This window comes from Belnapia arida (assembly GCF_016773205.1).
GTDB classification, from domain to species: domain Bacteria; phylum Pseudomonadota; class Alphaproteobacteria; order Acetobacterales; family Acetobacteraceae; genus Belnapia; species Belnapia arida.
Genome location: NZ_JAETWB010000001.1, coordinates 517590 through 542119, shown reverse-complemented (window position 1 = coordinate 542119; position 24530 = coordinate 517590). Strand labels below are relative to the sequence as shown.

Below are 24530 nucleotides of genomic sequence, written 5' to 3'. Positions count from 1 at the left end.
CAATCCAAGGAGCATCCCATGGCTGACCTGACGGATTATGCGAAGAACCTGCTCGGCCGCGCGCTCTGCGCACGCAGCCCGGCCCTGCCGAGCCAGGTCTTTGTTGGCCTCGGCACCGGCGGCAGCGACCCAGCCGGGCTGACCGGCGAGCCGGTGGGCAGTGGCTATGCCCGGCAGAAGGTGACCTTCAGCGGCACCGGCGCGCAGCAGAACACAGACGCCATCCGCTTCACCTTCACCGCCGCGGTCGGCACGCTGACCCATGTCGGGCTGTTCGACGCGGCGAGCGGCGGCAACCCGCTCACCTGGTCGGCGCTGGCCAGCGCGGCTGCCGTGACCGGCGCGGGGACGGTGACGATCAATGCCGCCGGGCTGGTGCTGACGCCGAACTGAGCCGGGCCTCGGGGATCCCGCCACTGCGGGGTCCCCCCTTCCATGGTGGGTCTATTGCAGGCTGCCCCAGCGTGGCACCGCCGGCTCCGCCGCTGCCCATTTCCAGCCTTCACCCTGGCGACAGGCGGTGGTGAGGAACCACTGCCGCTCTCCGTCCTCCTCCACCGAGAACAAGGCCTCGCGGCAGGGGGCGAGGGCATTGTCGATCTCCCGCACCAGTCGCACCTCGCCCTCCTCGTTGCCGAGCGGAATGGTATGGCGGATGCGCCAGCGCCGCACCTCGCCCAGGGCGAGGCTGCCGATCACCGCCGCCACCTCGTCCTGTTCAGCCCCGTGCCGGCTCCGTACCACATAGCGGATGCCGGCCGCGGTGGCCGCCCGTACGCCGATGCCGACGCCGATCGCCAGGGCCGGATTGCCGCTGGCCAACGCCGCGCCGCCGCCGACGACCGCGCCCGCCACATCCGCCGCCTGGTTGCAGCCGGCGAGCGCGAGCGGCAGCAGCACCAACGCCAGCCGCCTCATTGCAGCGAGCCCCAGCGCGCCGTCGCCGGCTCCGCACTGGCCCAGCGCCAGGCCTCGCCGTCGCGGCAGATGGTCGCGGTGTAGAAACCGCGCTCCCGCTTCCGATCGACCGAGAAGACGATTTCCTTGCACTCAAGCCCGCCGGCACCGATCAGCCGCGAAACCGTCACCTCGCCCTGCTCGTCGGGCTCGATCGGCAGGCTGTGGCTGATGGACCAGCGTGCGACTCCGCCGACCAGAAGCGGCCCCGCGGCCCGGGCAATGCCGTCCTGTGCAGACCCATGCGCCCGGCGCTGCGCAAACTGCAGCCCGGCCCGCCCGACCGCCTGGACGCCGAGGCCGATTGCCGTGGTCGCCGCCGCATTGGCGCCGATCGCATCCGACACCCCGGCGCCAGTGACGCCTGCCGCCGTGCTCGCACTTTCGGCGACCAGCACGGCGCAACCGGGCAGGCCGCCCATCAGCGAGAGGACAAGGAGGAGTCCGGCAGCACGGCGAAGCGTATCAGGCATGCCGATGGCATGGCCTGCCCTGCCAAAGCCGGCAAGCCGCAAAGGTATACGTTTTCGTGGGCGGCAGCGGCGCAGGCTTCGTCGCCGGACGCAGACGTCCTGCCGAGCACGGCCGCTATGAAGCCGAAGCCTACCGCCTCACCTTCATCGGCAAAGACGAGCGACGCAAAACGCCCGGCCTCATTCAGCTCCACCTAGGCATGGACAGCTGCTTGTGGTCGGCCACGACGATTGCCTGTGGCGGAACGGGCGGCAGAAGTGGTCCGCCTGTCGCGGTTTGGGCCACTGCAAATGAAATGGGCAAGATGGTGCTGCCAGAGAGGATTGAACTCTCGACCTCTCCCTTACCAAGGGAGTGCTCTACCACTGAGCTACGGCAGCAGGTCGGCGCTTCCTAACGGGTCAGGCAGCGGGCTGCAACCCCTTCGACGGGCTTTGCCGCTACCGTAACCTTCATCTTCCGTTCAGCAGTCCGAGGACAGCCTTCCGTCTCCGCAAACGACATCCAGCCAAGCTTGCGCCCGCTCCATTCCTTGCGATACCTCGTGTCTTTGCACAACCTAGGGTGGATAATGCTGCACTGCACCTTAATATTTTGAATGCGGAACAACATGCTTCATGCCATGATGGGCCCCTGATGCCAACAACCCGGGCGGGAACCTGAACCGGCCAGTAGCGCAACCTCGTCGCAGGCGGAAAAGATTTGTATACTATCCTTGATGTATCCCGCCTGATCTCCTGCGTCCGGCGCTCCTCTCCCTCCGGTATCGATCGCGTCGAAATGGCCTATGCCAAGCGGTGGCTTTTTGAGTCGCCCGCCTCCTGCGATTTCGCAGCCCAAAGCGGCTGGGGCTGGTTCGGCCTGGTTCCGCGTCGGCTGGTTGCCGCGCTGGTCGAGGCGCTGGAGCTGACCTGGCTGCGCGGCCCGGAGGCGGAGGGCGCGCTCACCCGCGCCAGGCGGATCGCCGCCGGGCTGCATGCCCGCCTCGCCGTCGGCGGCGGCCGGGCCGCGTTGCAGGCCCGGCTCGAGGCACACAGCCATACCGTCTTCCTCCTCGTGTCGCACCGCTCGCTGGAGAGCGAGGCACCCATTGCCGCCCTCCGCCGCGCCGGCGCCCGCTTCGTGCCCCTGATCCATGATCTGATTCCACTGACCCATCCCGAATATTCCCGCAGTCGGCAGGTGGCGCGCCATGCAGCGCGGGTGGCGACGACGGCAGCGCTGGCGGACGGGATCATCGTCAACTCCTCATTCACCGCCTCCACCCTGCTGCCGCAGCTGGCTCGGTACGGCCGCGCCGTACCGCCGCTCGCGGTCGCCCCGCTCGGCGTCGACCTGCCGCCGACGCCGCCCGCCCTGCTGCCGCCCGAGCCCTATTTCGTCTGCCTTGGGACGATCGAGCCGCGGAAGAACCATCTGCTGCTGCTGCATGTCTGGCGCGAGATGGCGGATCGCGCCCGGGCGCTGCCCGGCACCCCGCCGCCGCCGAAGCTGCTGGTCCTTGGCCGCCGCGGCTGGGAGAACGAGAATGTCGTCGACCTGCTGGAGCGCTGCGACATGCTGCGCGGCATCGTCCAGGAGGTCGGCACGCCGCCCGATGCCGAGGTGTCCCGCCTGGTCGCCAACGCTACCGCCCTGCTCTTCCCGAGCTTCGTCGAAGGCTATGGCCTGCCGGTCGCCGAGGCGCTCTCCCTCGGCACGCCGGTGATCTGCTCGGACACCGCGCCGCTCCGTGAGGTCGGCGGCACCGTGCCTGAATTCCTCGACCCGCTCGACGGCCCCGCCTGGATCGAGCGGATCGAGGCCTTTGCCACGCCGGACTCGGCCGCCCGCGCTGCCCAGTGCGCCCGGCTGCGCCACTGGTCGCGCCCGCAATGGGCCGAGCATTTTGAGCAGGTGGACGCGCTGCTCGATCAGGTCATCGGCCTGCCGCGCCCCGCTGCCGCGCCCCTGCCCCTGCCGAGCCGGGAGCCGAGCTTGGCATGAGCCGGCCCGCGGAGCCGAAGGCGAGACGCCGGCCGGACGGCCCCATCGCCATCCTGGGCGCCGCCTGCCGCCTGCCCGGCGCGCCCGATCCCGATGCCTTCTGGAGCCTGCTGGCCGAGGGCCGGGATGCCGTCACCAGCATCCCGCCGGAACGCTTCACCCGTGATGCCTTTGCCCATCCGCGCCGCGGCGAGCCGGGCAAGTCCTACAGCTTCGCCGCCGGCGTGCTCGATGACGTCGCCGGCTTCGACGCTGCCGCCTTCGGCATCTCGCCCCGCGAGGCGGCGGAGATGGACCCGCAGCAGCGCCTGCTGCTCGAACTCGCCGCCGAGGCGCTGGAGGATGCCGGCCTACCCGCCTCGCGCCTCGCCGGCAGCGGCACCGGCGTCTTCATCGGCGGTTCGCTGACCGACTACGGCGATCTCCGCCTCTCCGATCCGGCAGGCGGCGACCGCTACTTCATGACCGGCAGCGCGCTGTCGATCCTCGCCAACCGCCTCGGCAACGTCTTCGACCTGCGCGGCCCGGCACAGACCATCGACACCGCCTGCTCCTCCGCCCTGGTCGCGCTGCACTGGGCCTGCGAGGCGCTGCGCGGCGGCCGCATCCCGGCGGCGCTCGTCGGCGGCGTGAACATGCTGCTCACACCCTTCCCCTTCCTCGGCTTCGCCCGGGCGGGGATGCTCTCGCCGACCGGCCGCTGCCATGCCTTCGACGCCCGGGCCGATGGCTATGTCCGCGCTGAGGGCGGCGGCATGGTGCTGCTGAAGCGCCTCGACGATGCGCTGGCGGATGGCGATGCGATTCGCGCCGTCATCCTCGGCTCCGGCGTGAACGCTGCCGGCCGCACCCTCGGACTGTCGCTGCCGAGCGGCCCGGCCCAGGCCCGGCTGATCGAGCAGGTCTTGTCCGAATCCGGCGTCGCGCCCGACCGGATCAGCTATTTCGAGGCGCATGGCACCGGCACCGCCGCCGGCGACCCGCTGGAGGCGGGCGCGATCGGCGCCGCCATCGGCCGTCACCGGACGGAGGCGCTGCCGATCGGCTCGGTCAAGACCAATATCGGCCATACCGAGCCCGCCGCCGGCATCGTCGGCCTGCTGAAGGCGATGCTGATGTTGGAGCGCGGCCAGATCCCGCCTTCGCTCCATCATGAGACGCCGAATCCGGGGATCGACTTTGCCGGCCTCGGCCTCCGCGTACCGGTCGCGGCGGAGCCGCTGCGCCGCCACCGCGCGGTGATCGGGGTGAACAGCTTCGGCTTCGGCGGCACCAATGCCTGCGCCCTACTCGCCGCCGCGCCACCCACCCAACCCCGGCCGGAGCCCGGGCGGCCGGACGCCCCCCTTCCGCCGCTGCTGCTATCCGCCCGCAACGCCGCAGGGCTGAAGGCGCTGGCGAGCCGTTGGCAGGCTCGACTCGCCGCCGCCCCGCCCACTGCCCTGCCCGCCCTGCTGCGCGGCGCCGCCCGCCACCGCGACCTGCTGCCGCACCGCCTCGCTCTTCGCGGCGCCGACCCGGCATGCCTGGCCGAAGGCCTCGCCGCCTGGCGGGCCGGCGAATCCGGAGCGGCCGCCGGCATGGTTAGGCCGCAGCGCGGCATCGCGTTCGTCTTCAGCGGCAACGGCACCCCCTGGCCCGGCATGGCCCAGGCCGCCTCTGCGGCCAACCCCGCCTTCCGCGCCGCCCTCGCCGATGCCGATGCAGCCCTCGCCCCGCTGCTCGGCTGGTCCCCCGCCGAACAGGTCGAGGCCGGCGTCAGCGCCGAGGCCATCGCCGCCACCGACCGCGCCCAGCCTCTGCTCTTCGCCGTCCAGCACGGCATCGTCGCGGCGCTGGCGGCCGAGGGCATCCGCCCCGCCCTCTGCCTCGGCCATTCGGTCGGCGAGATCGCCGCCGCCGCCGCCGCCGGCCTGCTGCCCCTGCCGGAGGCCGCCCGGCTGGTCGTCACCCGCAGCCGTCACCAGCAGGCAACACGCGGCCAGGGCCGCATGGCCGCCCTCGGCTGCTCGGCCGAGGCGGCACAGCCGGTGCTTGCCGAATGCGGGCCAGGGCTCGAGATCGCGGCGGTCAACGCTCCCTCGGCGATCACCGTGGCCGGGCCGGTGGATGCGTTGCACCGCCTCTCCCAGGCCGCTGCGGCACGGCGGTGGAGTTGCATCGCCCTCGACATCGACTACGCCTTCCACAGCGCGGCCATGGACCCGCTGCGCAGGGGGCTGCTCGCCGACCTCGCCGGGCTCGCCCCGGTCCCGCCCGCGGTGCCGATGATCTCGACCGTCACCACCGAGCCGCTCGCCGCGGCCGACTGCACGCCGACCCACTGGTGGCGCAACCTGCGGGAGCCGGTGCGCTTCCTCCCCGCGGTCGAGACGGCGATCCGGCACGGCGCCGGCCTCTTCCTCGAGATCGGCCCCAACCCCATCCTGCAGAGCTACCTGCGCGAGGCGCTGCGCCAAGCCGGCAGCGAGGCCGGCATCCTGGCCAGCCTCACCCGGCGCGACCCGCCGGGCGACCCGTTTCCCGCCATCGCCGACCGCGCCTTCGTCCTCGGTGCCGATCCGCGCGAGGGCCCCGCCTATGCCGGCCCGGCCACCCGGAAGGGCCTGCCGCTGACGCCCTTCGTCCGCCAGCCATATTGGCTCGCCCAGACGGCGGAAGCCATCCCGATCGCCCAGCCACTGGCCGAGCACCGCCTGCTCGGCTTCCGCCGCGGGAATGAGCCCGGTCTCTGGACCCGGCATGTCGACACCGAGTTGGAGCCCTGGCTGGCCGACCACCGCCTTGCCGGCCAGCCTGTGCTGCCCGCCGCGGCCATGGCGGAGATGGCGCTGGCCGCCGCCCTGGCCTGGCACCCGGAGGCGCCGGCGCTGGAACTGCGCGACCTCGCCATCCACCAGGCGATGCCGCTGGAAGCGGATGCCTCGCGCGAGATCCGGGTGACGCTCGACGCCTCCGGCGCCTTCGTCCTCGCCAGCCGCCGCCGCCTAGCGGACGGGGCCTGGACCTTGCACGCCGAGGCACGCGTCGCAGCCCTGCCCCGTCTGCCGGATGCCGCCGCCGAACCCGCCGCCCTGCCGCGCCGCCTCGACCGCGAGGCACTGCTGGCCCTCGCCTCCCGCCTCGGCCTCAATTACGGCCCTGCCTTCCAGGTGCTGGAGGAGGTGTACGTCGATGCCGAGGCCGGCCTCGCCCGCGCCCGGCTGGTCCGCCCTGCGGCGGCGCCGCCGGATGCCGGCTTCCTGCTCCACCCCGTCCGGCTCGACGGCGCCTTGCAGGCCCTGCTCGGCCTGCTCGCCGAGGCCCCGGCGGAGCCCGGCACCGGCCTCGTCCCCGTCCGCATCGGGCGGCTTGTGCTGCGCCGGGGCGCCGAGGCGCCGGCCACCGCCGCCATTCGCCTGACCGAGCGCGGCAGCCGCAGCGCCGCCGCCGACCTCGTCCTGCGCGACGCGACTGGTGGCGTGGTCGCGGTGCTGGAGGGATGCAGCTTCCTCCGCATCCGCCTGCCCGGCCAGGCAGATCCGCTGGAGGGCGCCTTCCGCATGGCGCTGCTGCCCGCCGTCGGCAACGAGGCGGCCGAACCGGTGGACCTCGCCGCCCCGCTCGCCGCGGCGCTGCGGCAGGATGCGGCGCTCGACCTGACCGAGGCCTCGCTGCTGCTGGAGGGCTTTTGTGCTGCCGCCGCTCATGCTGCGCTTGGGGCAGCGCCGACGACCGGCCCTTACGCCCGCATGCTGCTGGAGGCCCTGGCCGTGGACGGTCTGGCGCAGCAGGGCCCGCATGGCCTGCATCCCGTCCCGGCCCCCGACCTGCCCCCGGCGGCCGAGATTTGGCGCCAGGTGCTGCTGGAACAACCCGACCTCGCCCAGGATCTCGCCTGGGCGGCGCTGGCGGCGGAGCAGCTGCCGCAGGTGCTAGCCCATCGCCTAGCCGGCGAGGCCGGCGCCCTGCCGCCGCCGCAAGCGGCTGGCTATGACCGCCTAGCCCGCGTGCTGGCCGAGGCCGGCGCCGCCTTCGCCGCCGCCTGGCCCGCGGCCCGGCCGCTCCGGGTGCTGGAGGTCGCGGCCGCCGGGCCGCTCACCGCGCATCTGCTGCGCGCCCTGGCCGGCTGCGGCCGGCGCGTGGTGCTGACCGCGGCGCCGCTGCCGGACCAGCCGCCGATGCCGCTGCCGCCGGTGCCGGAGGGCATAGAATTCGCCGTCCGGCCCTGGGACCCGGAGGGCGCGGACGCACCGCCCTTCGCCGCCGACCTGGTGGTCGGCCTCGCCGCCGGGGCACGGCTGCGGCGCGGCACCGCCCTGCTCGGTCCGCTGCGCCAGGCCGCCGCGCCGGGCGCGACCCTCATGCTGGCCGAGCCGCTGCCCGGCTGGCTATGGAATTTCTGCTGCGGCCAGGAGCCGGGCTGGTGCGGCGCCGCGCCGCTCGCACCTGCCGCATCCTGGGCGGCCGCACTCCCCGCCGAGGGCTGGACCGCCCCGGTCGCCGAGGCGCTGCGCGCCGCCCCCTTCCCGGCGCTGCTGATCTGCGGCCGGGCCGCCGCCGGCGCCACGCTGCTGGCCGCGCCGAAGCTCCGCCGCGTCGCCCTCTTTGCCGATGCGGCCATGGCGGGGCTGCGCCCGGCCGTCGCCGCCGTGCTGCAATCCCGCGGCGCCACCGTCTCCGGCGGCAGCCTGGCCGAGGCCGCCGGCCTGCCGCCGCGCGCCCTCGCCGACAGCCTGGTGGTGGCGCTGGCCGGCGGTGGCCGCAGGCCGGAGGAGATCGCCACCTCCCTCGCCGCCCTGTCGCGGCTCGCCGCCGCCGCCGAGGGCAGCGCGGCCGGCTTCTGCATCGTCACCCAGGGCGGCCAGCAGCCGGATGCGCCCGGCACGCGGCACGAGCCCGCCGCCGCCGCGCTCTTCGCCCTTGGCCGGGTGCTGGCCAACGAGCATCCCGGGCTGAAGCCCCGGCGGATCGACCTCGCGCCCCAGCTCGGTGCGGAGCAGGCCGCCCGCCGCCTCGCCGGCGAACTGCTGACCGAGCAGGACGACGAGGCCGAGGTCACCATCACCGACGGTGCCCGGCTGGTCCCCCGCTTGCGCCCCGGCCTGCCCGCTGCCCCACCCGCCGCCGGCCCGCAGCGGCTAGAGATCCGCCAGCCCGGCCAGCTCGGCAGCCTGCATTGGACGGGCTCCTCCCCCGGTGCGCCCGGCCCGGGCGAGGTGGTGCTCCGCATCGAGGCGGCCGGGCTGAATTTCCGCGACGTGATGTGGGCCCAGGGCCTGCTGCCGGAGGAGGCGCTGCTGCCCGGCTTCGCCGGCCCCAATCTTGGCATGGAATGCGCCGGGGTGGTGGAGGCGGTGGGCGAGGGCGTGGCGCTCCGCCCCGGCCAGCGGGTCTTCGGCGTGGCGCCGGCGGCGCTCGCCAGCTATGCCCGCACCCGGGCCGAGGCTCTGGTGCCGATGCCGGACGGGCTCGACCCGGTCGCCGCCGCCACTCTGCCCGTCGCCTTCATGACAGCGGTGCATGCGCTGGAGGAGCTGGCCCAGCTGGAGCCTGGCGAGCGCGTGCTGATCCATGGCGGCAGCGGCGCCGTCGGCCTCGCCGCCCTGCAGGTGGCGCTGGCCCGCGGCGCCCTGGTGGCGGCCAGCGCCGGCAGCCTCTCACGCCGCGCCTTCCTTCGCGCCGCCGGGGCCACGCTGGTGCTCGACAGCCGCGATGCCGGCTTCGTCGACACCCTCCGCGCCACTTGGCCGGAGGGGGTGGATGTGGTGCTGAACTCCCTCGCCGGCGCGGCGATGGAGCGCTCGCTCGGCCTGCTGCGCCCCTTCGGCCGTTTCATCGAACTTGGCAAGCGCGACTTCGCCGAGGGCAGCCGCGTCGCCCTCCGCCCGCTCCGGCGCAACGCCACCTATTTCGCCGTCGATGTCGACGAGCTGGCCCGCGCACGCCCGGCCCGGTCAGCCCGGCTGCTGGCCGGCATCGCCGCCAGGCTGCGCGAGGGCGAGATCCGCCCGCTGCCCGTCACCAGCTATCCCGCGACGGAGGTGGAGACCGCCTTCCGCGCGCTCCAGGCCGGCGGCCATATCGGCAAGCTGGTGATCCGCCCGCCGGTGCCCGATGGCCATGCCGAAGCCGCCTCGCCGCTCACCCGCGCGGCCCAGGGCACCATCCTCGTCATCGGCGGCACCGGGGGCTTCGGCCTGGCGACGGCGCGCTGGCTGGCGGCACGAGGTGCGCGGCACCTCGCCCTGCTCTCCCGCCGCGGCGCAGCGGCGCCGGGGGCGGATGCGGCGGTGCGCGACCTCGCCGCCCGCGGCGCCACCGCCTCGCTGCATGCCTGCGACGCCACCGACGCCGCGGCGCTGGAGCGGGCTTTGTCCGAAATCCGCGCTTCCTGCCCGCCGATCCACGGCATAATCCATGCTGCGGCAGTGACCAGCGACGGCGCGGCGGCGCTGCTCGACCCGGCGCGGGCCGCGCCGGTGCTGGCGGCGAAGCTCGCTACCGCCGACACTCTCGACCGGCTGACCGCCCGCGATCCGGTGGACCTGTTCCTCATGTACTCCTCTGCGACCGTCGCCGTCGGCAATCCCGGCCAGGCCGCCTATGTCGCTGCCAATGCCGGGCTTGAGGCGGTGGCCCGGCGCCGCCGCGCCGCAGGCCGCCCGGCCATGGCCATCGGCTGGGGCCCGATCGCCGATGCCGGCATGCTGGCCGGGGATGCCGCCAAGGTGGAGATCCTGGAGCGCCGCCTCGGCGTCGCCGCCATGCGGGCTGAGGAGGCGCTGGCCGCCCTGCCCGCCCTGCTCGCCGCGGATGCCGCGGCGCCCGGCCTCGCCCGCATCACTTGGTCGGCTGCGGGCGCCGCGCTCGCCATCCTCGCCGAGCCCGGCTTCGAGGCGGTCCGCAGCCTCGCCGCGCCCGCCGGGGATGCCGCCGGCCTCCGCGCCCGGCTGCGCGGCCTAGCGGAGGCGGAGGCGCTCGCCCTACTGCGCGAAACCATGGTGGCTGAGCTCGCCCGCATTCTCCGCCTGCCGGCGCCATCCATCGCGGCCGAGGCGCCGCTCGCCGGGCTCGGCCTCGACAGCCTCGGCGGGATGGAGCTGCGAACGGCACTGGAAGGGCGGCTCGGCGTGGCCGTGGCGCTCGACGGGGTGGGCGACGGGCTGACGCTGGATGGCCTTGCCCGGCGCATCCTCGTCCAGCTCCAGGCCGGGCCGCGGGAGGACAGCGCCGAGGTGCTGCTCGCCGCGCACGAGCCCGAGGCTGCCGGGCTGGAGGATGCGGCATGAGCACCGGCTTCGGCCTCAGCGCCAGCGCCCGCAGCGCCCTGCTCAACCGCCTGGCGCGGCGCGGCACCGCCCCGACGGCGGAGGCGCCGGCCGAATCGCCGGGCCGTGACCTCGGCACCCTGCCGGGGATGCGGGATTTCGAGACGATGCGCGATGCCGGCGCCGCGCTTGGCATCGAAAGCCCCTATTTCCGCCCGCATGACGGGGTGGCGGGCGGGCGCAGCAGCATCGGTGGACGACCTTACGTCAACTTCGCCTCCTACAACTATGCTGGGCTGAACGGCGACTCGCGCGTCGCCGCTGCGGCCAAGGCGGCGATCGACCGCCATGGTGTCTCGGCTTCCGCCTCGCGCCTCGCCTCCGGCGAGCGGCCGGTCCATGCCGAGCTGGAGGCGGCGCTCGCCGCGCATCACCGGACGGAGGCCTGCCTCGCCTTCGTCAGCGGGCATGCGACCAACGTCACCGTCATCGGCCAGATGCTCGGGCCGCGCGACCTCATCCTGCATGACCGGCTGATCCACAACTCGGTCGCCGAGGGAGCGCGGCTGAGCGGTGCCCGGCGCATCGCCTTCGCCCATAACGATTGGGAAGCGGCGGAGCGCGAGCTCGCCGCGCACCGCAGCCGGCACGGCCGGGCGCTGCTGGTGATCGAGGGCCATTACAGCATGGATGGCGACCTGCCCGATCTCGGCCGCTTCGCCGCGCTCGCCCGGCGGCATGACGCGCTGCTGATGGTCGACGAGGCGCATTCCGTCGGCGTGCTCGGCGCGACCGGCCAGGGGATTGCCGAGCAGTGTGGCGTGGAGCCGGGCCTGGTCGACATCTGGATGGGGACGCTGTCGAAGACGCTCTCCTCCTGCGGCGGCTACATCGCTGGCCGGCAGCGGCTGGTGGACTGGCTGCGGCATACGGCGCCCGGCTTCGTCTATTCGGTCGGGCTGGCGCCGCCGCTTGCCGCCTCGGCGCTGGAATCGCTCCGGCTGCTGCAAGCCGAACCCTGGCGCGTCGCACGACTGCAGGCCAATGCGGCGCTCTTCCTGCGGCTCGCGCGGCAGGCGGGGTTCGATACCGGCAGCTCGGCCGGGCTCGGCATCGTGCCGATCATCCTCGGCAGCTCGCTGCGGGCGGCGCAGCTCGCCGCCGCCGCCTTCGAGGCCGGGGTGAACGTCCAGCCGATCCTGTTCCCCGTGGTGCCCGAGGGGGCGGCGCGGCTTCGCTTCTTCCTCTCCGCCGAGCATACCGAAGCGGATATCGCGCACAGCATCGCCGTACTGGCCGCGGCGCGGGACGGGCTGGCGGCGTTGAAGGCCTCCTGAGCGGCTTGCGCATCGCTCTCTTCACCCTGGAGAGCGCGCTGAGCGCCGAGGCGGTGGAGGCCTTCCTCCAGGACCATGACCAGAGCGTCGTGCTGATCGGCCGTTCCGATCCCTTCCGCCCGGGATCGGGTGGGCCGGTGCGCCAAGCCTGGAAGCATCTCCGTCGCTCCGGGCCGCGGCTGCTGCCCTATCTCGCCGTGAATTATGGCCTCCGCCCGGCACCGGGCCGGCTGGCCGGACATGGCATCCCCGTCGTCGAGGTGGCGGATGTGAACGGGCCCGCCATGGCGGCGGCGATCGACGCCGCGCGGCCGGACCTGCTGGTCTCCCTCCACTTTGACCAGATCTTCCGCGCTGAAACCCTGGCGCTGGCACGATGGGGCGGGATCAATCTGCATCCAGCGTTGCTGCCCCGGCATCGCGGGCCGGTTCCCACCATCTGGGCGCTGGCCGAGCCGGAACCCTGCTTCGGCGTCACTGTTCACCGGCTCGTGCCGCGGATCGATGCCGGCGCCATCCTCGCGCAGCGGGAGGTGCCGTTGCCGTCCGGCACCACTGCAAGCGCTGCCGCGCGCTTGCTGCACCTGGCCGGAGTGCCCTTGCTGGCGGAGGCCATCGCCCATCCGATGGCAGGACGGGAGGCGGCGCCGCTGACCTATTGCCCTTTCCCGCCACCCGATCTGCTGCGGCACCTGGCGCGGCAGGGGCGGCGGCTTGCGGATGCGGCGGATCTCCGCCATGCACTTCGCCTCGCCCGGCGGGCTTAAGTTACTTTATCGTATCAAATTGCTTGACCTTTCATGCCTTCGCTGCGAAAGGGCGGGCATGGTTGCAGCTCCAGTCCAGCCTGCGCCGGAGAGGCGCCGATTCCTCTTCCTGCAGGGGCCGATCAGCCCCTTCTTCGCGGAGGTCGCGGCCGGGCTGCGGGCCTTGGGGCACGAGGCCTGGCGGATCAATCTCTGTCTCGGCGACCGCCTATTCTGGCGGGGTCCGGGGGCGATCGATTTCTGCGGGCGGCCTTCAAAGTGGCCGGACTTCCTCGACGGCGTCTATGCGCGGCACGGCATCACCGACCTCGTCCTGCTCGGCGAGCAGCGGCCCTACCACAAGCCGGCCATCGCCCTCGCCCGGGCCCGCGGCCTCGCCGTGACGGTGACGGATTTCGGCTATCTCCGCCCGGATTGGGTGACGCTGGAGCGCGACGGCATGGGGGCCGAAAGCCGCTTCCCGCGCGATCCGCCGGCGATCCGGGCGCTTGCCGCACGCTGCCCACCGCCTGACCTGCGCGAACACCACCGCGACAGCTTCGCTACCCAGGCGCGCTGGGACGTGCTCTTCCACCTTACCTCGCTGCTGCCCTGGCCCTACCGGCATTACGAGAGCTTCCTGCTGCATCCGCCGATCCCGGCCTATCTGGCGACCGGCCTCCGCCTGCTGCTGCGCCGGCGCGAGACGCGGGCGGCGGCGGAAACCCTTGAGCGGCTGGCCGCGCCGGGCGTGCCGCTCTACCTCTTCGCCATGCAGATGGAGACCGACTACTCCATCCGCGCCTATTCCGGTTTTCCCGATATGGACAGCGCCATTGCCGAGACGGTGGCAAGCTTCGCCCGCCATGCTCCGGCCGAGGCACGGCTGCTGGTGAAGGTCCACCCGCTCGATCCCGGGCTGAAGTCCTGGGCGCGGCGGGTCCGGCGGATCGCCGCGGCGCAGGGGGTCGCAAGGCGCGTCGCCTATCTCGGCGGGGCGCTGCCGATGGAGCGGGTGATCGCCCGGTGCCGGGGCACCGTCACCGTGAACAGCACCGTCGGGGTGAAGGCAATCGCCATGGGCTGCGCCACCCTGCCGCTCGGCCAGGCCATCTACGACGTGCCCGGCCTCGCCTGGCAGGGCGGCATCGACCGATTCTGGCGCGAGGCGCCGCCGCCGGAGCCGCAGCTCGCAGAGGCCTTCATGCGGGCGCTGGCCGCCAGCCTGCATGTGCGCGGCTGCTACTACACGCGGCCGGGGCTCGACGTGGCCGTCGCCGGCGCCGTCCAGCGACTGCATCTCGGGGTGCTGAATGCGCCTATAGCATCGCCAGGGACCGTTTCCGCCTAGGCGGCGGGAAGGCGGCATCGAGCGCAGCGAGGTCCTCGGGCGCCAGGCGCAGTTCGCCGGCTGCGGCGTTCAGTCGCACATGCGCCTCGTCGGCCGCCTTCGGGATGCCGATGACGCCGCCCTGCCGCAGCGTCCAGGCGATCGCCACCTGGGCCGGCGTCGCGCCGAGCCGCCGCGCCACGCCCTGCAGGGCCGGGTGCCGCAGCAGCGCCCCGCCCTGGCCGACCGGGCTGTAGGCCATCACAGGCATCCGCCGCCCCCGGCAGAAGGACAGCAGGTCGAACTCCACCCCGCGATGCTCCAGGTTGTAGAGCACCTGATCCGTCGCGCAGTCCGCCAGCGCCGGGCCAAGCTCCTCCAGGTCGTCGACGTCGAGGTTGGAGACGCCCCAGCGGCGAATCTTGCCCAGCCCCCGCATCCGCTCCATCGCCTCCACCGTATCCTCGAGGGGCACCGAGCCCCGCCAGTGCAGCAGGTAGAGGTCGAGGGCGTCCGTCCGCAGGCGCTCGAGGCTGCGCTCCAGCGCCGCCTCAAGCTTTCGGCCGCCCGCATTGTGAGGATAGACCTTGGAGACGAGGAACACATCGCTGCGCCGCCCGGCGATGGCCTCGGCCACCACCTCCTCGGCGCCGCCTTCGGCATACATCTCGGCGGTGTCGATCAGGGTCATGCCGAGGTCGAGGCCGAGGCGGAGCGCCGCCGCCTCCCGGCGCCGGTCGCTGCCTCGCTCGCCCATATGCCAGGTGCCCTGGCCGAGCGCCGGCATCTCCGTCCCGTCCGCCAGCGTGATCGGTGCCATTCCGTCCCTCCGCATCCCGGCCTATGCTCGGCCCCATGCCGCGTCCTGCCGTCCTAGCATGCCTTCTCCTTCCGCTCCTCGCCGGCGGCGCCCGGGCGCAGCCGGTGGAGGAGATCGGCAGCTGGCGCCTCGCCTGCGCCGCCGACCGCATGACGGACCGGGCGGCCTGCCTGCTGCGCCACCGCGACTGGCTGGAACGGCCCTCCGGCACCGGCAGCGGCCTTGCCTTCGAGATTATCGACCGGCGCGGCCGGCTGGTTCCCGCGGTGACGGCGCGCGAGCTTATGCTGGATGGCGCGGCCCGCGGCCTGCTGGCGCTCTCGGGGACGGCGCAGCTCCGTTTCCCGCCCAACCGCATGGTGGAGATGCCCTGCGCGCTCGAGGGCCGCAGCATCCTCTGCACCCCGAGAGCCGAGGATGCCGCCCGCATGGAGGCCGAGGTGTTGCAGGCCGACCGAGCGTTGATACGCTTGGTCGGCACCGGGGGCGGCAGCAGCACGGCCGAGCCGACCGAGCTGCGCCTCTCTGGAACGCGCGAGGCGGTGGCCCGCTTCGCCCGTCAGGTGCCACGCGAGCCCCAGGCCGCGGTGGAGCCTCCGCCCGGCCTCGATGGCCGCGAGCTGTTGCAGCGCCTCTTCCGGTTCTTCGCCCAGTGAGGGCCGAATCCCCGGCGGCGGCACTGCTCGTCGAGGTGGCACGCGGTGATCGCGGGGCGCTGCGGGCGCTCTACCAGCAGCAGGCGACACGGCTTTTCGGCATCGCCCAATCCATCCTGCGCGACCGCGAGGCGGCGGCGGATGCGGTGCAGGACGCCTTCCTCCGCATCAGCCAGCGGGCGGCGCAATTCGACCCGGCACGGGGCGAGGCCGGGGCCTGGCTCGGCGCCGTCGCCCGGCATGCGGCGCTCGACCTGGCGCGGAAGCGCGGGCGGGAGCTGCCGACCGACGACCCGGCGCTCGGCGACATCGCTGTGGCACCCGAAGCGCTGGAACACGTGGCGGCGAGCGCCGAGGGGCGGCGGCTGCGCGACTGCCTTTCGGCCCTCGACGAGAAGAACCGCAAGGGCATCCTCCTTGCCTTCGTCCACGGCCTCTCCCACGCCCAGGTGGCGGCGCGGCTCGACCTGCCGCTCGGCACGGTGAAGGCCTGGATCAGGCGCGGCCTCCTGCAGCTGCGGGAGTGCCTGACGTGATCCCCACCGATCCGCAGGACCGCGACATCTTCGCGGCCGAATACGTCCTCGGCACGCTCGACGCCCGTGCGGTGGCGGAGGTGGAGGCGGCGCTGCCGGGCGATGCCGGGCTGCGCGCGGCCATCCGCGAGTGGGAGGTGCGCCTTGCGCCACTGCTGGCACTCGCCGCGCCGGAATCGCCGCCGCCCGATCTGTGGGACCGTATCGAGGCAGCGCTGCCCGGAGCCCCCCGCCTTGCCCCCGTGCCGCGGCGGCGCCGCTGGCTCGACCCGTGGCGCGGCTGGGCGATCGGCGCCAGCGCGGTGGCGGCCGGCCTTGCAGCCTTGCTGGTGACGCGCCCCGTGCCCGAGCCGCCGCGGCTGATGACCGTCCTGCTCACCCAGCGCGACCAGCCGGCCTGGGTGGTGGAGGCCAATGCCGCCGGGCAGTTGCGCCTCGCCTCGCTCAACCCGCGCCGGCTGGAGGAAGGCCGGGCGATGCAGCTCTGGGGCCTGCCGCCAGGGGCGACGGCGCCGACCTCGCTTGGCCTCATCCCGCCCGAGGGGCAGCTGACGGTGAGCACCGGCGGCCTTCGGCCGGAGCCGGGAATGCTGATCGAGATCAGCCTGGAGCCGCCGGGCGGCTCGCCGACCGGGCGGCCGACCGGGCCGATCCTCTTCATCGGGCGACTGACGGAGGCGGGGGCAAGCTGAACCCCCGAGCTCAATCGCTTACAGAATTCTATTTTTTGGACACATATCACCAAGCCGTGATGATAAGGTGATCAGGCCGGTCGCTCCGCCGGCGCTCGCGCCATCGGGTGCGGGTACCCGTCCAGGACAAGAGCATGCCCGGTCCTCTGCTGTACCATCCTTGCCGCCACCCGTGCCGCCATTTCCATAGCGAGGGCTGACCCAATGTCCGACGCCGACATGGCTCGCTCCCGCCGCGCCGCGGGGGCCCGAGAGGCCGAGCAGGGCCTGGTTTCCCAACTCATCACCGGCGCGATCCTTCTCGCGGTTATGCTGCTGCTCTTCGTGATGTCCGGTTTCCGAGGCTGAGGGAGCGCCTTCTCAACTCTGTGATAGCGGGCGTCGCATCCAGGCTCGCAAGCGGCCCGTAAGGCCAGCAGCGGCACCGGAATGGTTGCCGCCCCCCTTCGGAGAGATGCCATGACCCGCACCGCTCGCACGATGCTCGCCGCCGGCGCCGCCCTCGCCCTCTCGGCCGCCGGCGCCGAAGCCGCCACGCTCGTCGGCCTCACCGCCGACAACCATCTCGTCCGCATCGACAGCCAGACCCGCCGCGCCATGGCACCGGTGCGCGTCACCGGCATCGAGGGCCGCCTGCTCGGCATTGATGTGCGCCCGGCCGACATGAAGCTCTACGGGCTGACCGATGCCGGGCAGATCGTCACGATCGATGCGGCGACCGGCCGCGCCACCCAGGTCAGCCGCCTCTCCGAGCGCTTCGAGAGCGGCGGTCGCGCGACCATCGACTTCAACCCGGTTGCCGACCGGCTGCGTGTGATGGGGATGAACGGCGCCAATCTCCGCATCAATGTCGACAACGGCCAGGTGGCGAAGGACGGGCAGCTCCGTTACCAGGCCGGCACGCCCTGGGCCGAGACCACGCCGCGCGTCGTCGCCGGCGCCTATACCAACAGCATTAAGGGCGCGACGGCGACCATGCTCTTCACCGTCGACACGCTGACCCGTTCGCTGAACCTCCAGGCTCCGCCGAACGAGGGCGTACAGCAGCCGAAGGGCGAGGTCGCGCCGAGCCTGCCGGGCGGCGTCGCCTTCGACATCATGCCTGAGGCGGGCGGTGGCAACATGGCGGTGCTCATCGCCGGCAGCACGCTGCACCATGTCGACCTGTCGAACGGCAAGGCGACCACGGTCGGCCAGGTGACCGGCCTGCCGCAGGCCGAAGTGATCGACATCGCCGTAGTGCAGTAACGGGCCGGGGCGGCGGGCAGCCGCCGCCCCTCTCCCGCTCAGAAGCCGACTTGGTCGCCGCCCTTCAGCGCCAGGATCTGCCGTGCCTCGGCGGGGGTTGCGATCTCGAGGCTCAGCTCCTCCAGGATGCGGCGGATCTTCGCCACCTGCTCGGCATTGCTCTTCGCCTGGACGCCCTTACCCAGCCAGAGGCTGTCCTCGAGGCCAACGCGGACGTTGCCGCCGAGAATCCCGGCCATGGTGGTGAAGGGCATCTGGTTCCGCCCCGCCGCCAGCACCGACCAGACGTAATCCTTGCCGAAGAGCCGATCCGCCGTCTCCTTCATGAACATCAGGTTGCGTGTCTCGGCGCCGACACCGCCCAGGATGCCGAAGATGGTCTGGGTGAAGAGCGGCGGCTCCACCACCTTGCGGTCCAGCATGTGGGCCAGATTGTAGAGGTGGCCGACATCGTAGCATTCGAACTCGAAGCGGGTGCCGTGGCCCTTGCCGAGCCGCTCGACGATCTGCTCGATGTCTTTGAAGGTGTTGCGGAAGATGAAGCCCGTTGTACCTTCCAGGTAGGGCCGCTCCCACTCGTACTTGAAATTCTTGATCCGGGCGGCGCTGCCCGAGATGTTGAAATTCATCGAGCCCATGTTGAGCGAGCACATCTCGGGCTTCGCCTGCAGCGGCGCCGCCAGCCGCTCATCGACCGACATGCCTAAGCCGCCGCCGGTGGTGATGTTGATCACCGCATCGGTCGACTGCTTGATGACCGGCAGGAACTGCATGAAGACCTTGGGGTCCGGCGTCGGCCGCCCGTCCTGCGGGTCGCGTGCATGCAGGTGGATGATGGCCGCCCCGGCCTCGGCCGCCGCGATCGACTGCTCGGCGATCTCCTGCGGGGTGATCGGCAGGTAGTCCGACATGCTGGGCGTGTGGATCGCCCCGGTGACGGCGACGCTGATGATGACCTTCGACATGCCCCTCTCCTCCCGATGGTGCGTGCCGGCACTATCGGCGCGACGGGGCGCGGCGTGAAGGTGTCCCGCGCACAGGCGGCCGCAGGGGGTTTTGGGAAGGCTCCCTATTCGCCTTTGGGCTGCTCGGCATAGGCGGCGAAGGCCCCGGCATGATCCTTGTGCCAGCGAGACAGCGGCGGGCGGTTCTCGACGATGTCTCCCGCCGACCAGAGGATGCGCCGCTCGTCCAGCCAGCGCGGCACGTCGTTGTCGGGGCAGAGGATGTAGAAATCGCCGGCCTCCAGGCGTTCCAGCATGAAATCCACCGTCTGGTCCGGCGTCCAGGCGGCAGCCGGCTTCTCCGTGCGTCCGTTGGCGGTGAGGCCGGTGAAGACGAAGCCGGGAATTAGCAGATGCGCACTGACCCGGCAGCCCTCGGTGTTGCGCAGCTCATGCTGCAGCGCCTCGGTGAAGGTGCGGACACCGGATTTCGCCATGTTGTAGGCCGGGTCGCCGGGCGGCGTGGTGATGCCCTGCTTGGAGCCGGTGTTGATAACGAGGCCGGGGCGGCCGCGCTCGATCATCCGCGGCACGAAGATCTGGCTGCCATGGATGATGCCCCAGAGATTGGTCTGGAGGATGCGCGACCAGGTGCCGGGAGGGCCGAAGATGGTGCTGCCCGGCTGGATGCCGGCATTGTTCATCAGTACGTCCGTGCCGCCGAAGCGGGCGCGTACCTCGGCCTCCAGCGCCGCGACCTGGGCCGGGTCGCCAACATCGCAGGGCAGGGTCGCGACCTCGGCGTCGGGGACGGCCTCCACGATTCCGGCGGCGGCCCGGACCAGGCGGTCCTCGCCGAGATCGGCGAGGACGATGCGAAGGCCGGCCCGGGCGAAGCGGGTCGCAGCGGCGAGGCCGATGCCCGCGGCGCCGCCCGTCACGACGGCGACGGCGCCCGGGACGAGAGCCGGGTGCGGCATCAGAAGAAGCCGCCGACGCGACGCTGGGCCTCGCGGGCGAGGCGGCGCATCGGGCGCTGGCCGGGGACGAGGACGCGCCCACCGCCCATCCGCCGCGCCGCGCCGACCCCGATGAGGAGGGCGCCGAGCCCTGCCAGCGCCGCCGCCGTCATCGCCGGATGGAGCTGAGCCTCGAGGAAGAGGCTGGTCTTGCGCACCGGGGCAACAGGGCGGGTCAGGCTCTTCTCGGTGCCATCCTCGCGCGGCTGGTAGAGGTTGTCGGCGCGGCTGGCCTTCGGGCGCTTGTCGCTGACCTGCGCGGGATAACCGACGGCTTCCATCACCAGGTCTGTGGTGCGTGGGAAGAAGGCACCCAGCAGCGCGATGGCATGGCCGCCGAACCCGACCACCAGCTCCCGCCGCTTGTGGGCGCAGGCATGGAGGATGGCGCGGGCGACGAGCTTCGGGTCATAGGCCGGCGGCGGCACGCGGACGCCTTCGCTCGGCAGGTAGTTGCGCGCGTGATCCTGGAAGCCGGTCTCGATGCCGGAGGGCTTGATGAGCGTGACGCTGATCGGCGCGCCGTCGCGTTCCAGCTCCATCCGGAGCGCGTCGGTGAAGGCGCGGACGGCATGCTTGGTGGCGGAATAGGGGCCCTGCAGCATCATCGCCCGGTCCGACAGCACGCTGCCGATATTGATGATGGCGCCGCCGCTGCGTTGCCGGAGTGCCTTGGCGGCGATGGTGCTGCCATGCACGACGCCCCAGTAGTTGGTCTCGAACAGGCGGTGGTGGTCGGCCAGCGGAACCTTCTCGATCTCGCCATAGATCGACGTGCCGGCATCGTTCACCCAGGAGTCGAAGCCGCCGAAGGCCTCCTGCACCTTGCGGGCGGCGGCTTCCAGCTCCTCCAACTTGCCGACATCGGCAACGGCATGGTCGGCGCGGGCGCCCTGGTTGCGCAACTCCTGCACGATCTTCTCCAATGCCTCGCCGTTGCGCGAGATGAGGAAGACGCGCGCGCCTGATTGCGCGGCGAGCCGCGCGGTGGCGAGGCCGATGCCGGAACTGGCGCCGGTGATGACGATGGTCTGCTGGTTGAGCGGCTTCAGCCGGAGCTGCGGCATGGGGGACCTCGGAATTGGTGGGGGGAGTGCGGGGTGAACCGCCCTCCCCTGCCCCGGTTCCCGTTACACCGTGAGTGAACCGGCCTTGGCTGCGGCATAACGGGCGGCGACCTTCTCCCAGTCGAGCACGTTCCACCAGGCTTCGAGATAGGCCGGGCGGCGGTTCTGGTACTTCAGGTAGTAGGCGTGCTCCCAGACATCGTTGCCGAGAAGGACCCGGCCGCCATCCATCAGCGGGGTGTCCTGATTGGGGCGGCTGGCGAGCGCCAGCTTGCCGGCGCGGTCCACGGTGACGAAAACCCAGCCGGAGCCGAAGACGCGGGCGCCGGCGCCGTTGAAGTCCGCTTTCAGCCTGTCGAAGCCGCCGAGGTCGCGGGTGATGGCCTCGGCCAGCTCGCCCGTCGGCGAGCCGCCCTTGCCGCCCATGATGCCCCAGAACATCGCGTGGTTGGCGTGTCCTCCGCCATTATTGCGGAGCGCGGTGCGGATGCCCTCCGGCATCTCGCCGAGCTTCGCCAGGATCTGCTCGATCGGCATGGCGGCGGCCTGGGAATGGTCCTTCACCGCCGCGTTCAGGTTGGCGACATAGGCGGCATGATGCCGGCCGTGGTGAATCTCCATCGTCTGCGCGTCGATATGCGGCTCGTTCGCATTGGCCGCGTAGGGCAGCGGCGGCAGGGTGAAGGGGCCGGAGGGCGCCTGCGCCCTGGCCCGCGGGGCGGCGAGGAGGCTCGCCAGGGCAGCGCCGCCGAGCAGGGCGGAGCGGCGGTTGAGCAGCGTGGACAAGGGCGTTCTCCCCGGATTGTTGCGCCGAGCAGATGGGGCGGCGGAGCCCGGAACCAAGGGCGTTTCAGCGCAGCGCGCGATAGGCGAAGGCGGCATAGGGGTCCCAGGCGACGGAAGCCGGGCCGCCCGGGACCGGCAGGCGGGCACCGGGCGGGCGGCGGGCGACGAGCATCCCGCCTTCCCCCAGCTCCATCAGCAGGCGGACATGGTCGCCGAGGAACACGCTGTCGCGCAACGCCGCGGGGAGCGCACCCTCGCCCATCTCCTCCGCCGGCAAGGCGGCGACGGCGACGCGGTCCGGGCGGATGGCGACGATGCAGCGGCTCCCCGGCCCCCCGGCATCGGCGATGCGGGCCTCGACCAGCGGGCCGCAATCGAGGCGGATGCCGCACTCCGCCTCCTCCCGCCACGCGACGGTGCCGGGGAGGCGGTTGTTCTCGCCGAGCAGGCCGGCGATGAGGGCGGTGGCGGGTTCCTCGTAAAGGGCGCGTGGCCGGTCGCACTGGGCAATGCGCCCCCCGTCGAGGACGGCGATGCGGTCGGCCAGCGCCATCGCCTCCTCCCCCTCACGGGTTGCCAGCAGCAGGGTGAGGCCGAGGCGCCGGGCCAGTCGGCGCAATTCGAAGGCGAAGGCGCGGCGGGCTGCCGGGTCGAGGCCGGCGAGCGGGTCGTCGAGCAGCAGCAATGGCTGCTCCGGGGCGAGAGCCCGGGCAAAGGCGGCACGGAGGCGCGGCAGCGGCCCGAGGCCGGCGATTCGGCGACCCTCGAAGCCGTCGAGGCCAAGCGCGGTCAGCGCGCGGGCAATGCGGGCGGGCCTGTCGCGGGCGGGGATGCCGTAGCCGGGAAGGAGCTGAGCGATCGCCTCCTGCACCGTGCGATTCGCCGGCATCACCGGGTCGAAAAGGGTGAGCGGGCGCTGCGAGGGTGCGAGCGGGACAAGGTCGCGGCCGTCGAGCAGCAGCTGCCCTGCATCGGGCCGGTCGATGCCGGCGACGAGGCGAAGCAGCGCGGTCTTGCCGCTGCCGGGCGGGGCGAGCAGGGCCAGGGTTTCGCCGCGGGCGAGGTTGAGGCTGATCTCCTCGAGACCCGCCGCCCTCCTCATTATCCCGTTCAGGCGCAGCAGCGGCGCGTCCATGATTCCCACCTTTCCAAGCCGCAGGCATCGCCGCCCGATGCGGGGGTGTCAACGCGCACCGGGGTTGGAACCATCGGGCGCCAGGCCGCGTTGCAGCGGCAAGTTTCCACCTCGCAAGGAGCAATGACATGTCGGCTGCCAACGACCTTTCCAACGACGCCCGCCGCCTCAAGGACCAGGCTGCGGCTTCGACCGACCGCGTTGCGACCGATGCCCAGGAAGAGCTGGCGAAGCTGCGCGCCCAGGTCGAGCGGCTGATGCAGGAGCGCGTCACCCCTGCCCTGGCCGGCGCGGCCGACCAGGTTTCCGACTACGCCAACCGCGCCCGCGAAGCGGTCGAGGAGCGGGCCGATGCGCTCTCCGAAACCGTGCGCGAGAAGCCCCTGATGGCGATCGGCATCGCGGCCCTTGGCGGCTACCTGGTCGGCCGACTGATGGGCGGCAATACCTACGTCTATCCGCGCGACCGGCACTAAGCGGCCATGCGCCTGATCAGCCTTCTGCGCGTCGCGGCGCAGGCCGAGACGCTGCGATGGAAACGCACCGGCCGGGGTGTCGCCATCCAGGCGGCACTCGGGGCGGCGGCGGCGGTCTTCGGGCTGATGCTGCTGGTCATGCTGCATGTAGCGGCGCTGATCTGGCTGGCCGAGGGGCGCAGCGGGACGGCGGCGGCGCTGATCATCGCCGGGGTGGACCTGGTCGTGGCCGCGTTGTTCGGCTGGTTGGCCGCGAGGCATGCTGAGGACCCGATCCAGGTCGAGGCGCAGCGAGTGCGCGATGACGCGCTGCGTCAGGTGGGCGATACCGCTTCCCGCGCAATGGTTCTGGCGCCGCTGCTGCGCAGCCGGAATGCGAAGAAGGGCCTGATCGGCGCGGCGTTGACCGCGGCGGTGGTCGGCTTCATCGCTCGGCGATGACATGTCGGGCGGCAGGATCCTGGGTGATCCGGCCGCCCGCATATCGATCCCCGGCGGCCCTCGCGCGTTTGGCCGGGGCAGGCAGCAAGGGGATGGCGGCATGGACCGCTTACTTCACCATCATCTGACGACGATGCTCGATGGGTTGCGGCCCGTGCTGGCCCCGGCCGAGCGCGACGGCGTACCAGGGCGGGTTGCCGCCCGCCTGCGCGTCGTGGCCGTCGAGCTGGAAGAAGCATTGGCGCCTAGGACGCTCCGGCGCCAGGCTGATGGTGAGCGTGCAGTCGATGCGGCGAATGCCGAGGTCATCGGCCGTAGTGAACGCGCACGACGTCTGGAGATTGACGAGGCATGAGCCAGGTCAGCGACAACGCTGCATCGCAGCACTTCGAGCTGGCGGCAGGAGGTGAGGTCGCCTTCATCGCCTACCGCCGTGACGGCAATCGGGTTGAACTGATTCATACCGAGGTGCCGCAGGCGTTGGAAGGCAAGGGCGTGGGCTCGGCGCTGGTGCGCGGCACGCTGGAGCAGTTGCGGGCGGAAGGTGCGACAGTTCTGCCGACCTGCAGCTTCGTCGCCCGCTACATAGAGCGGCACTCCGAATACGGGGACATGGTCGCCGGCGGCTGA

Annotated in this window: 23 protein-coding genes and 1 tRNA gene; 15 read left to right on the top strand and 9 right to left on the bottom strand. The window is 72.5% G+C overall.

Translation table 11 applies throughout. The features are described 5' to 3' along the window. The first annotated feature begins 18 nt into the window (after positions 1–18). Positions 19–393, top strand: a complete 375-nt coding sequence (locus tag JMJ56_RS02755; protein ID WP_202830065.1) for a phage tail fiber protein — start codon at positions 19–21, stop codon at positions 391–393. A gap of 51 nt (positions 394–444) precedes the next feature. On the opposite strand, the gene JMJ56_RS02750 is transcribed toward JMJ56_RS02755, so the two are convergent. The 3 genes from JMJ56_RS02750 to JMJ56_RS02740 form a co-directional block, all read right to left on the bottom strand. Beyond that, a complete protein-coding gene (locus JMJ56_RS02750) occupies positions 445–918 on the bottom strand; it encodes a hypothetical protein (protein ID WP_202830064.1) in 474 nt (157 codons plus the stop codon). Then, on the bottom strand, positions 915–1430 hold the full coding sequence (locus tag JMJ56_RS02745; RefSeq protein WP_202830063.1) for a hypothetical protein: 516 nt from the start codon (positions 1428–1430) through the stop codon (positions 915–917). The genes JMJ56_RS02750 and JMJ56_RS02745 overlap by 4 nt, the downstream gene beginning before the upstream one ends. A gap of 306 nt (positions 1431–1736) precedes the next feature. Then, positions 1737–1811: transfer RNA gene (locus JMJ56_RS02740), tRNA-Thr, on the bottom strand. A 400-nt stretch (positions 1812–2211) separates the two neighbouring features. Here JMJ56_RS02740 and JMJ56_RS02735 point away from each other — a divergent pair. Genes JMJ56_RS02735 through JMJ56_RS02715 form a run of 5 tightly spaced genes read left to right on the top strand, consistent with a single transcriptional unit; the run spans position 2212 to position 14101 of the window. After that, positions 2212–3417, top strand: a complete 1206-nt coding sequence (locus tag JMJ56_RS02735; RefSeq protein ID WP_202830062.1) for a glycosyltransferase family 4 protein — start codon at positions 2212–2214, stop codon at positions 3415–3417. After that, positions 3414–10688 (top strand): type I polyketide synthase, encoded by a 7275-nt coding sequence (locus JMJ56_RS34735; RefSeq protein WP_202830061.1) that lies wholly within the window; start codon positions 3414–3416, stop codon positions 10686–10688. The genes JMJ56_RS02735 and JMJ56_RS34735 overlap by 4 nt, the downstream gene beginning before the upstream one ends. Then, positions 10685–12004, top strand: a complete 1320-nt coding sequence (locus JMJ56_RS02725) for an aminotransferase class I/II-fold pyridoxal phosphate-dependent enzyme (RefSeq protein WP_202830060.1) — start codon at positions 10685–10687, stop codon at positions 12002–12004. The genes JMJ56_RS34735 and JMJ56_RS02725 overlap by 4 nt, the downstream gene beginning before the upstream one ends. Before the next feature lie 5 nt (positions 12005–12009). Continuing rightward, positions 12010–12771: a formyltransferase family protein gene (locus JMJ56_RS02720; protein ID WP_202830059.1), complete on the top strand. Its 762-nt coding sequence runs from the start codon at positions 12010–12012 to the stop codon at positions 12769–12771. 58 nt (positions 12772–12829) lie between these two features. Next, complete coding sequence (locus JMJ56_RS02715) at positions 12830–14101, top strand: capsule biosynthesis protein (protein ID WP_202830058.1); 1272 nt, start codon at positions 12830–12832, stop codon at positions 14099–14101. Here JMJ56_RS02715 and JMJ56_RS02710 read toward each other — a convergent pair. Then, entirely contained in the window at positions 14070–14900 is an 831-nt protein-coding gene (locus JMJ56_RS02710; protein WP_202830057.1) for an aldo/keto reductase, read from the bottom strand. The two genes, JMJ56_RS02715 and JMJ56_RS02710, sit on opposite strands and share 32 nt — an antisense overlap. A gap of 35 nt (positions 14901–14935) precedes the next feature. On the opposite strand from JMJ56_RS02710, the gene JMJ56_RS33635 reads away from it, so the two are divergent. From JMJ56_RS33635 to JMJ56_RS02690, 5 genes are all read left to right on the top strand, one after another. Beyond that, positions 14936–15556 (top strand): hypothetical protein, encoded by a 621-nt coding sequence (locus tag JMJ56_RS33635; protein ID WP_236037392.1) that lies wholly within the window; start codon positions 14936–14938, stop codon positions 15554–15556. Beyond that, complete coding sequence (locus JMJ56_RS33630) at positions 15553–16092, top strand: sigma-70 family RNA polymerase sigma factor (RefSeq protein ID WP_328702242.1); 540 nt, start codon at positions 15553–15555, stop codon at positions 16090–16092. The genes JMJ56_RS33635 and JMJ56_RS33630 overlap by 4 nt, the downstream gene beginning before the upstream one ends. Continuing rightward, a complete protein-coding gene (locus tag JMJ56_RS02700; RefSeq protein ID WP_202830055.1) occupies positions 16089–16784 on the top strand; it encodes an anti-sigma factor in 696 nt (231 codons plus the stop codon). The genes JMJ56_RS33630 and JMJ56_RS02700 overlap by 4 nt, the downstream gene beginning before the upstream one ends. A gap of 204 nt (positions 16785–16988) precedes the next feature. Continuing rightward, positions 16989–17132 carry a hypothetical protein gene (locus tag JMJ56_RS02695; RefSeq protein WP_202830054.1) on the top strand — a complete coding sequence of 48 codons (144 nt, stop codon included), beginning with the start codon at positions 16989–16991 and terminating at the stop codon, positions 17130–17132. A gap of 111 nt (positions 17133–17243) precedes the next feature. After that, positions 17244–18032, top strand: a complete 789-nt coding sequence (locus tag JMJ56_RS02690) for a DUF4394 domain-containing protein (RefSeq protein ID WP_202830053.1) — start codon at positions 17244–17246, stop codon at positions 18030–18032. Positions 18033–18070: 38 nt separating this feature from the next. Here JMJ56_RS02690 and JMJ56_RS02685 read toward each other — a convergent pair whose 3' ends face one another. From JMJ56_RS02685 to JMJ56_RS02665, 5 genes are all read right to left on the bottom strand, one after another. Beyond that, the gene (locus tag JMJ56_RS02685) at positions 18071–18997 is read right to left on the bottom strand and encodes a BKACE family enzyme (protein ID WP_202830052.1); all 927 of its coding nucleotides are present in this window, start codon (positions 18995–18997) and stop codon (positions 18071–18073) included. A gap of 104 nt (positions 18998–19101) precedes the next feature. Further along, on the bottom strand, positions 19102–19956 hold the full coding sequence (locus JMJ56_RS02680) for an SDR family NAD(P)-dependent oxidoreductase (protein WP_202830051.1): 855 nt from the start codon (positions 19954–19956) through the stop codon (positions 19102–19104). After that, on the bottom strand, positions 19956–21062 hold the full coding sequence (locus JMJ56_RS02675; RefSeq protein ID WP_202830050.1) for an SDR family oxidoreductase: 1107 nt from the start codon (positions 21060–21062) through the stop codon (positions 19956–19958). Before JMJ56_RS02675 ends, JMJ56_RS02680 begins: the two co-directional genes overlap by 1 nt. A 63-nt stretch (positions 21063–21125) precedes the next feature. Continuing rightward, positions 21126–21848: a superoxide dismutase gene (locus JMJ56_RS02670; RefSeq protein WP_408918300.1), complete on the bottom strand. Its 723-nt coding sequence runs from the start codon at positions 21846–21848 to the stop codon at positions 21126–21128. Positions 21849–21912: 64 nt separating this feature from the next. Further along, positions 21913–22983 (bottom strand): ABC transporter ATP-binding protein, encoded by a 1071-nt coding sequence (locus tag JMJ56_RS02665; protein WP_202830048.1) that lies wholly within the window; start codon positions 22981–22983, stop codon positions 21913–21915. 128 nt (positions 22984–23111) lie between these two features. Between JMJ56_RS02665 and JMJ56_RS02660 the strand changes: the two genes are divergently transcribed. From JMJ56_RS02660 to JMJ56_RS02645, 4 genes are all read left to right on the top strand, one after another. Continuing rightward, positions 23112–23459, top strand: coding sequence for a DUF883 family protein (locus JMJ56_RS02660; RefSeq protein WP_202830047.1), 348 nt, complete (start codon positions 23112–23114; stop codon positions 23457–23459). A gap of 6 nt (positions 23460–23465) precedes the next feature. Then, positions 23466–23900, top strand: coding sequence for a hypothetical protein (locus JMJ56_RS02655; protein ID WP_202830046.1), 435 nt, complete (start codon positions 23466–23468; stop codon positions 23898–23900). Positions 23901–24000: 100 nt separating this feature from the next. Continuing rightward, entirely contained in the window at positions 24001–24255 is a 255-nt protein-coding gene (locus JMJ56_RS02650; protein WP_202830045.1) for a hypothetical protein, read from the top strand. Next, a complete protein-coding gene (locus tag JMJ56_RS02645) occupies positions 24252–24530 on the top strand; it encodes a GNAT family N-acetyltransferase (RefSeq protein WP_202830044.1) in 279 nt (92 codons plus the stop codon). The genes JMJ56_RS02650 and JMJ56_RS02645 overlap by 4 nt, the downstream gene beginning before the upstream one ends.

Excerpts from the sequence above, each read along its gene's own strand:
- JMJ56_RS02710 (WP_202830057.1), bottom strand. The coding sequence starts at position 14,900 with ATGGCACCGATCACGCTGGCGGACGGGACGGAGATGCCGGCGCTCGGC.
- JMJ56_RS34735 (WP_202830061.1), top strand. The coding sequence starts at position 3,414 with ATGAGCCGGCCCGCGGAGCCGAAGGCGAGACGCCGGCCGGACGGCCCC.
- JMJ56_RS02690 (WP_202830053.1), top strand. The coding sequence starts at position 17,244 with ATGACCCGCACCGCTCGCACGATGCTCGCCGCCGGCGCCGCCCTCGCC.
- JMJ56_RS02645 (WP_202830044.1), top strand. The coding sequence starts at position 24,252 with ATGAGCCAGGTCAGCGACAACGCTGCATCGCAGCACTTCGAGCTGGCG.
- JMJ56_RS02755 (WP_202830065.1), top strand. The coding sequence starts at position 19 with ATGGCTGACCTGACGGATTATGCGAAGAACCTGCTCGGCCGCGCGCTC.
- JMJ56_RS02655 (WP_202830046.1), top strand. The coding sequence starts at position 23,466 with ATGCGCCTGATCAGCCTTCTGCGCGTCGCGGCGCAGGCCGAGACGCTG.
- JMJ56_RS02725 (WP_202830060.1), top strand. The coding sequence starts at position 10,685 with ATGAGCACCGGCTTCGGCCTCAGCGCCAGCGCCCGCAGCGCCCTGCTC.
- JMJ56_RS33635 (WP_236037392.1), top strand. The coding sequence starts at position 14,936 with ATGCCGCGTCCTGCCGTCCTAGCATGCCTTCTCCTTCCGCTCCTCGCC.
- JMJ56_RS02715 (WP_202830058.1), top strand. The coding sequence starts at position 12,830 with ATGGTTGCAGCTCCAGTCCAGCCTGCGCCGGAGAGGCGCCGATTCCTC.
- JMJ56_RS02665 (WP_202830048.1), bottom strand. The coding sequence starts at position 22,983 with ATGGACGCGCCGCTGCTGCGCCTGAACGGGATAATGAGGAGGGCGGCG.
- JMJ56_RS02695 (WP_202830054.1), top strand. The coding sequence starts at position 16,989 with ATGTCCGACGCCGACATGGCTCGCTCCCGCCGCGCCGCGGGGGCCCGA.
- JMJ56_RS02685 (WP_202830052.1), bottom strand. The coding sequence starts at position 18,997 with ATGTCGAAGGTCATCATCAGCGTCGCCGTCACCGGGGCGATCCACACG.
- JMJ56_RS02745 (WP_202830063.1), bottom strand. The coding sequence starts at position 1,430 with ATGCCTGATACGCTTCGCCGTGCTGCCGGACTCCTCCTTGTCCTCTCG.
- JMJ56_RS02660 (WP_202830047.1), top strand. The coding sequence starts at position 23,112 with ATGTCGGCTGCCAACGACCTTTCCAACGACGCCCGCCGCCTCAAGGAC.
- JMJ56_RS02735 (WP_202830062.1), top strand. The coding sequence starts at position 2,212 with ATGGCCTATGCCAAGCGGTGGCTTTTTGAGTCGCCCGCCTCCTGCGAT.
- JMJ56_RS02650 (WP_202830045.1), top strand. The coding sequence starts at position 24,001 with ATGGACCGCTTACTTCACCATCATCTGACGACGATGCTCGATGGGTTG.
- JMJ56_RS02675 (WP_202830050.1), bottom strand. The coding sequence starts at position 21,062 with ATGCCGCAGCTCCGGCTGAAGCCGCTCAACCAGCAGACCATCGTCATC.
- JMJ56_RS02680 (WP_202830051.1), bottom strand. The coding sequence starts at position 19,956 with ATGCCGCACCCGGCTCTCGTCCCGGGCGCCGTCGCCGTCGTGACGGGC.
- JMJ56_RS02750 (WP_202830064.1), bottom strand. The coding sequence starts at position 918 with ATGAGGCGGCTGGCGTTGGTGCTGCTGCCGCTCGCGCTCGCCGGCTGC.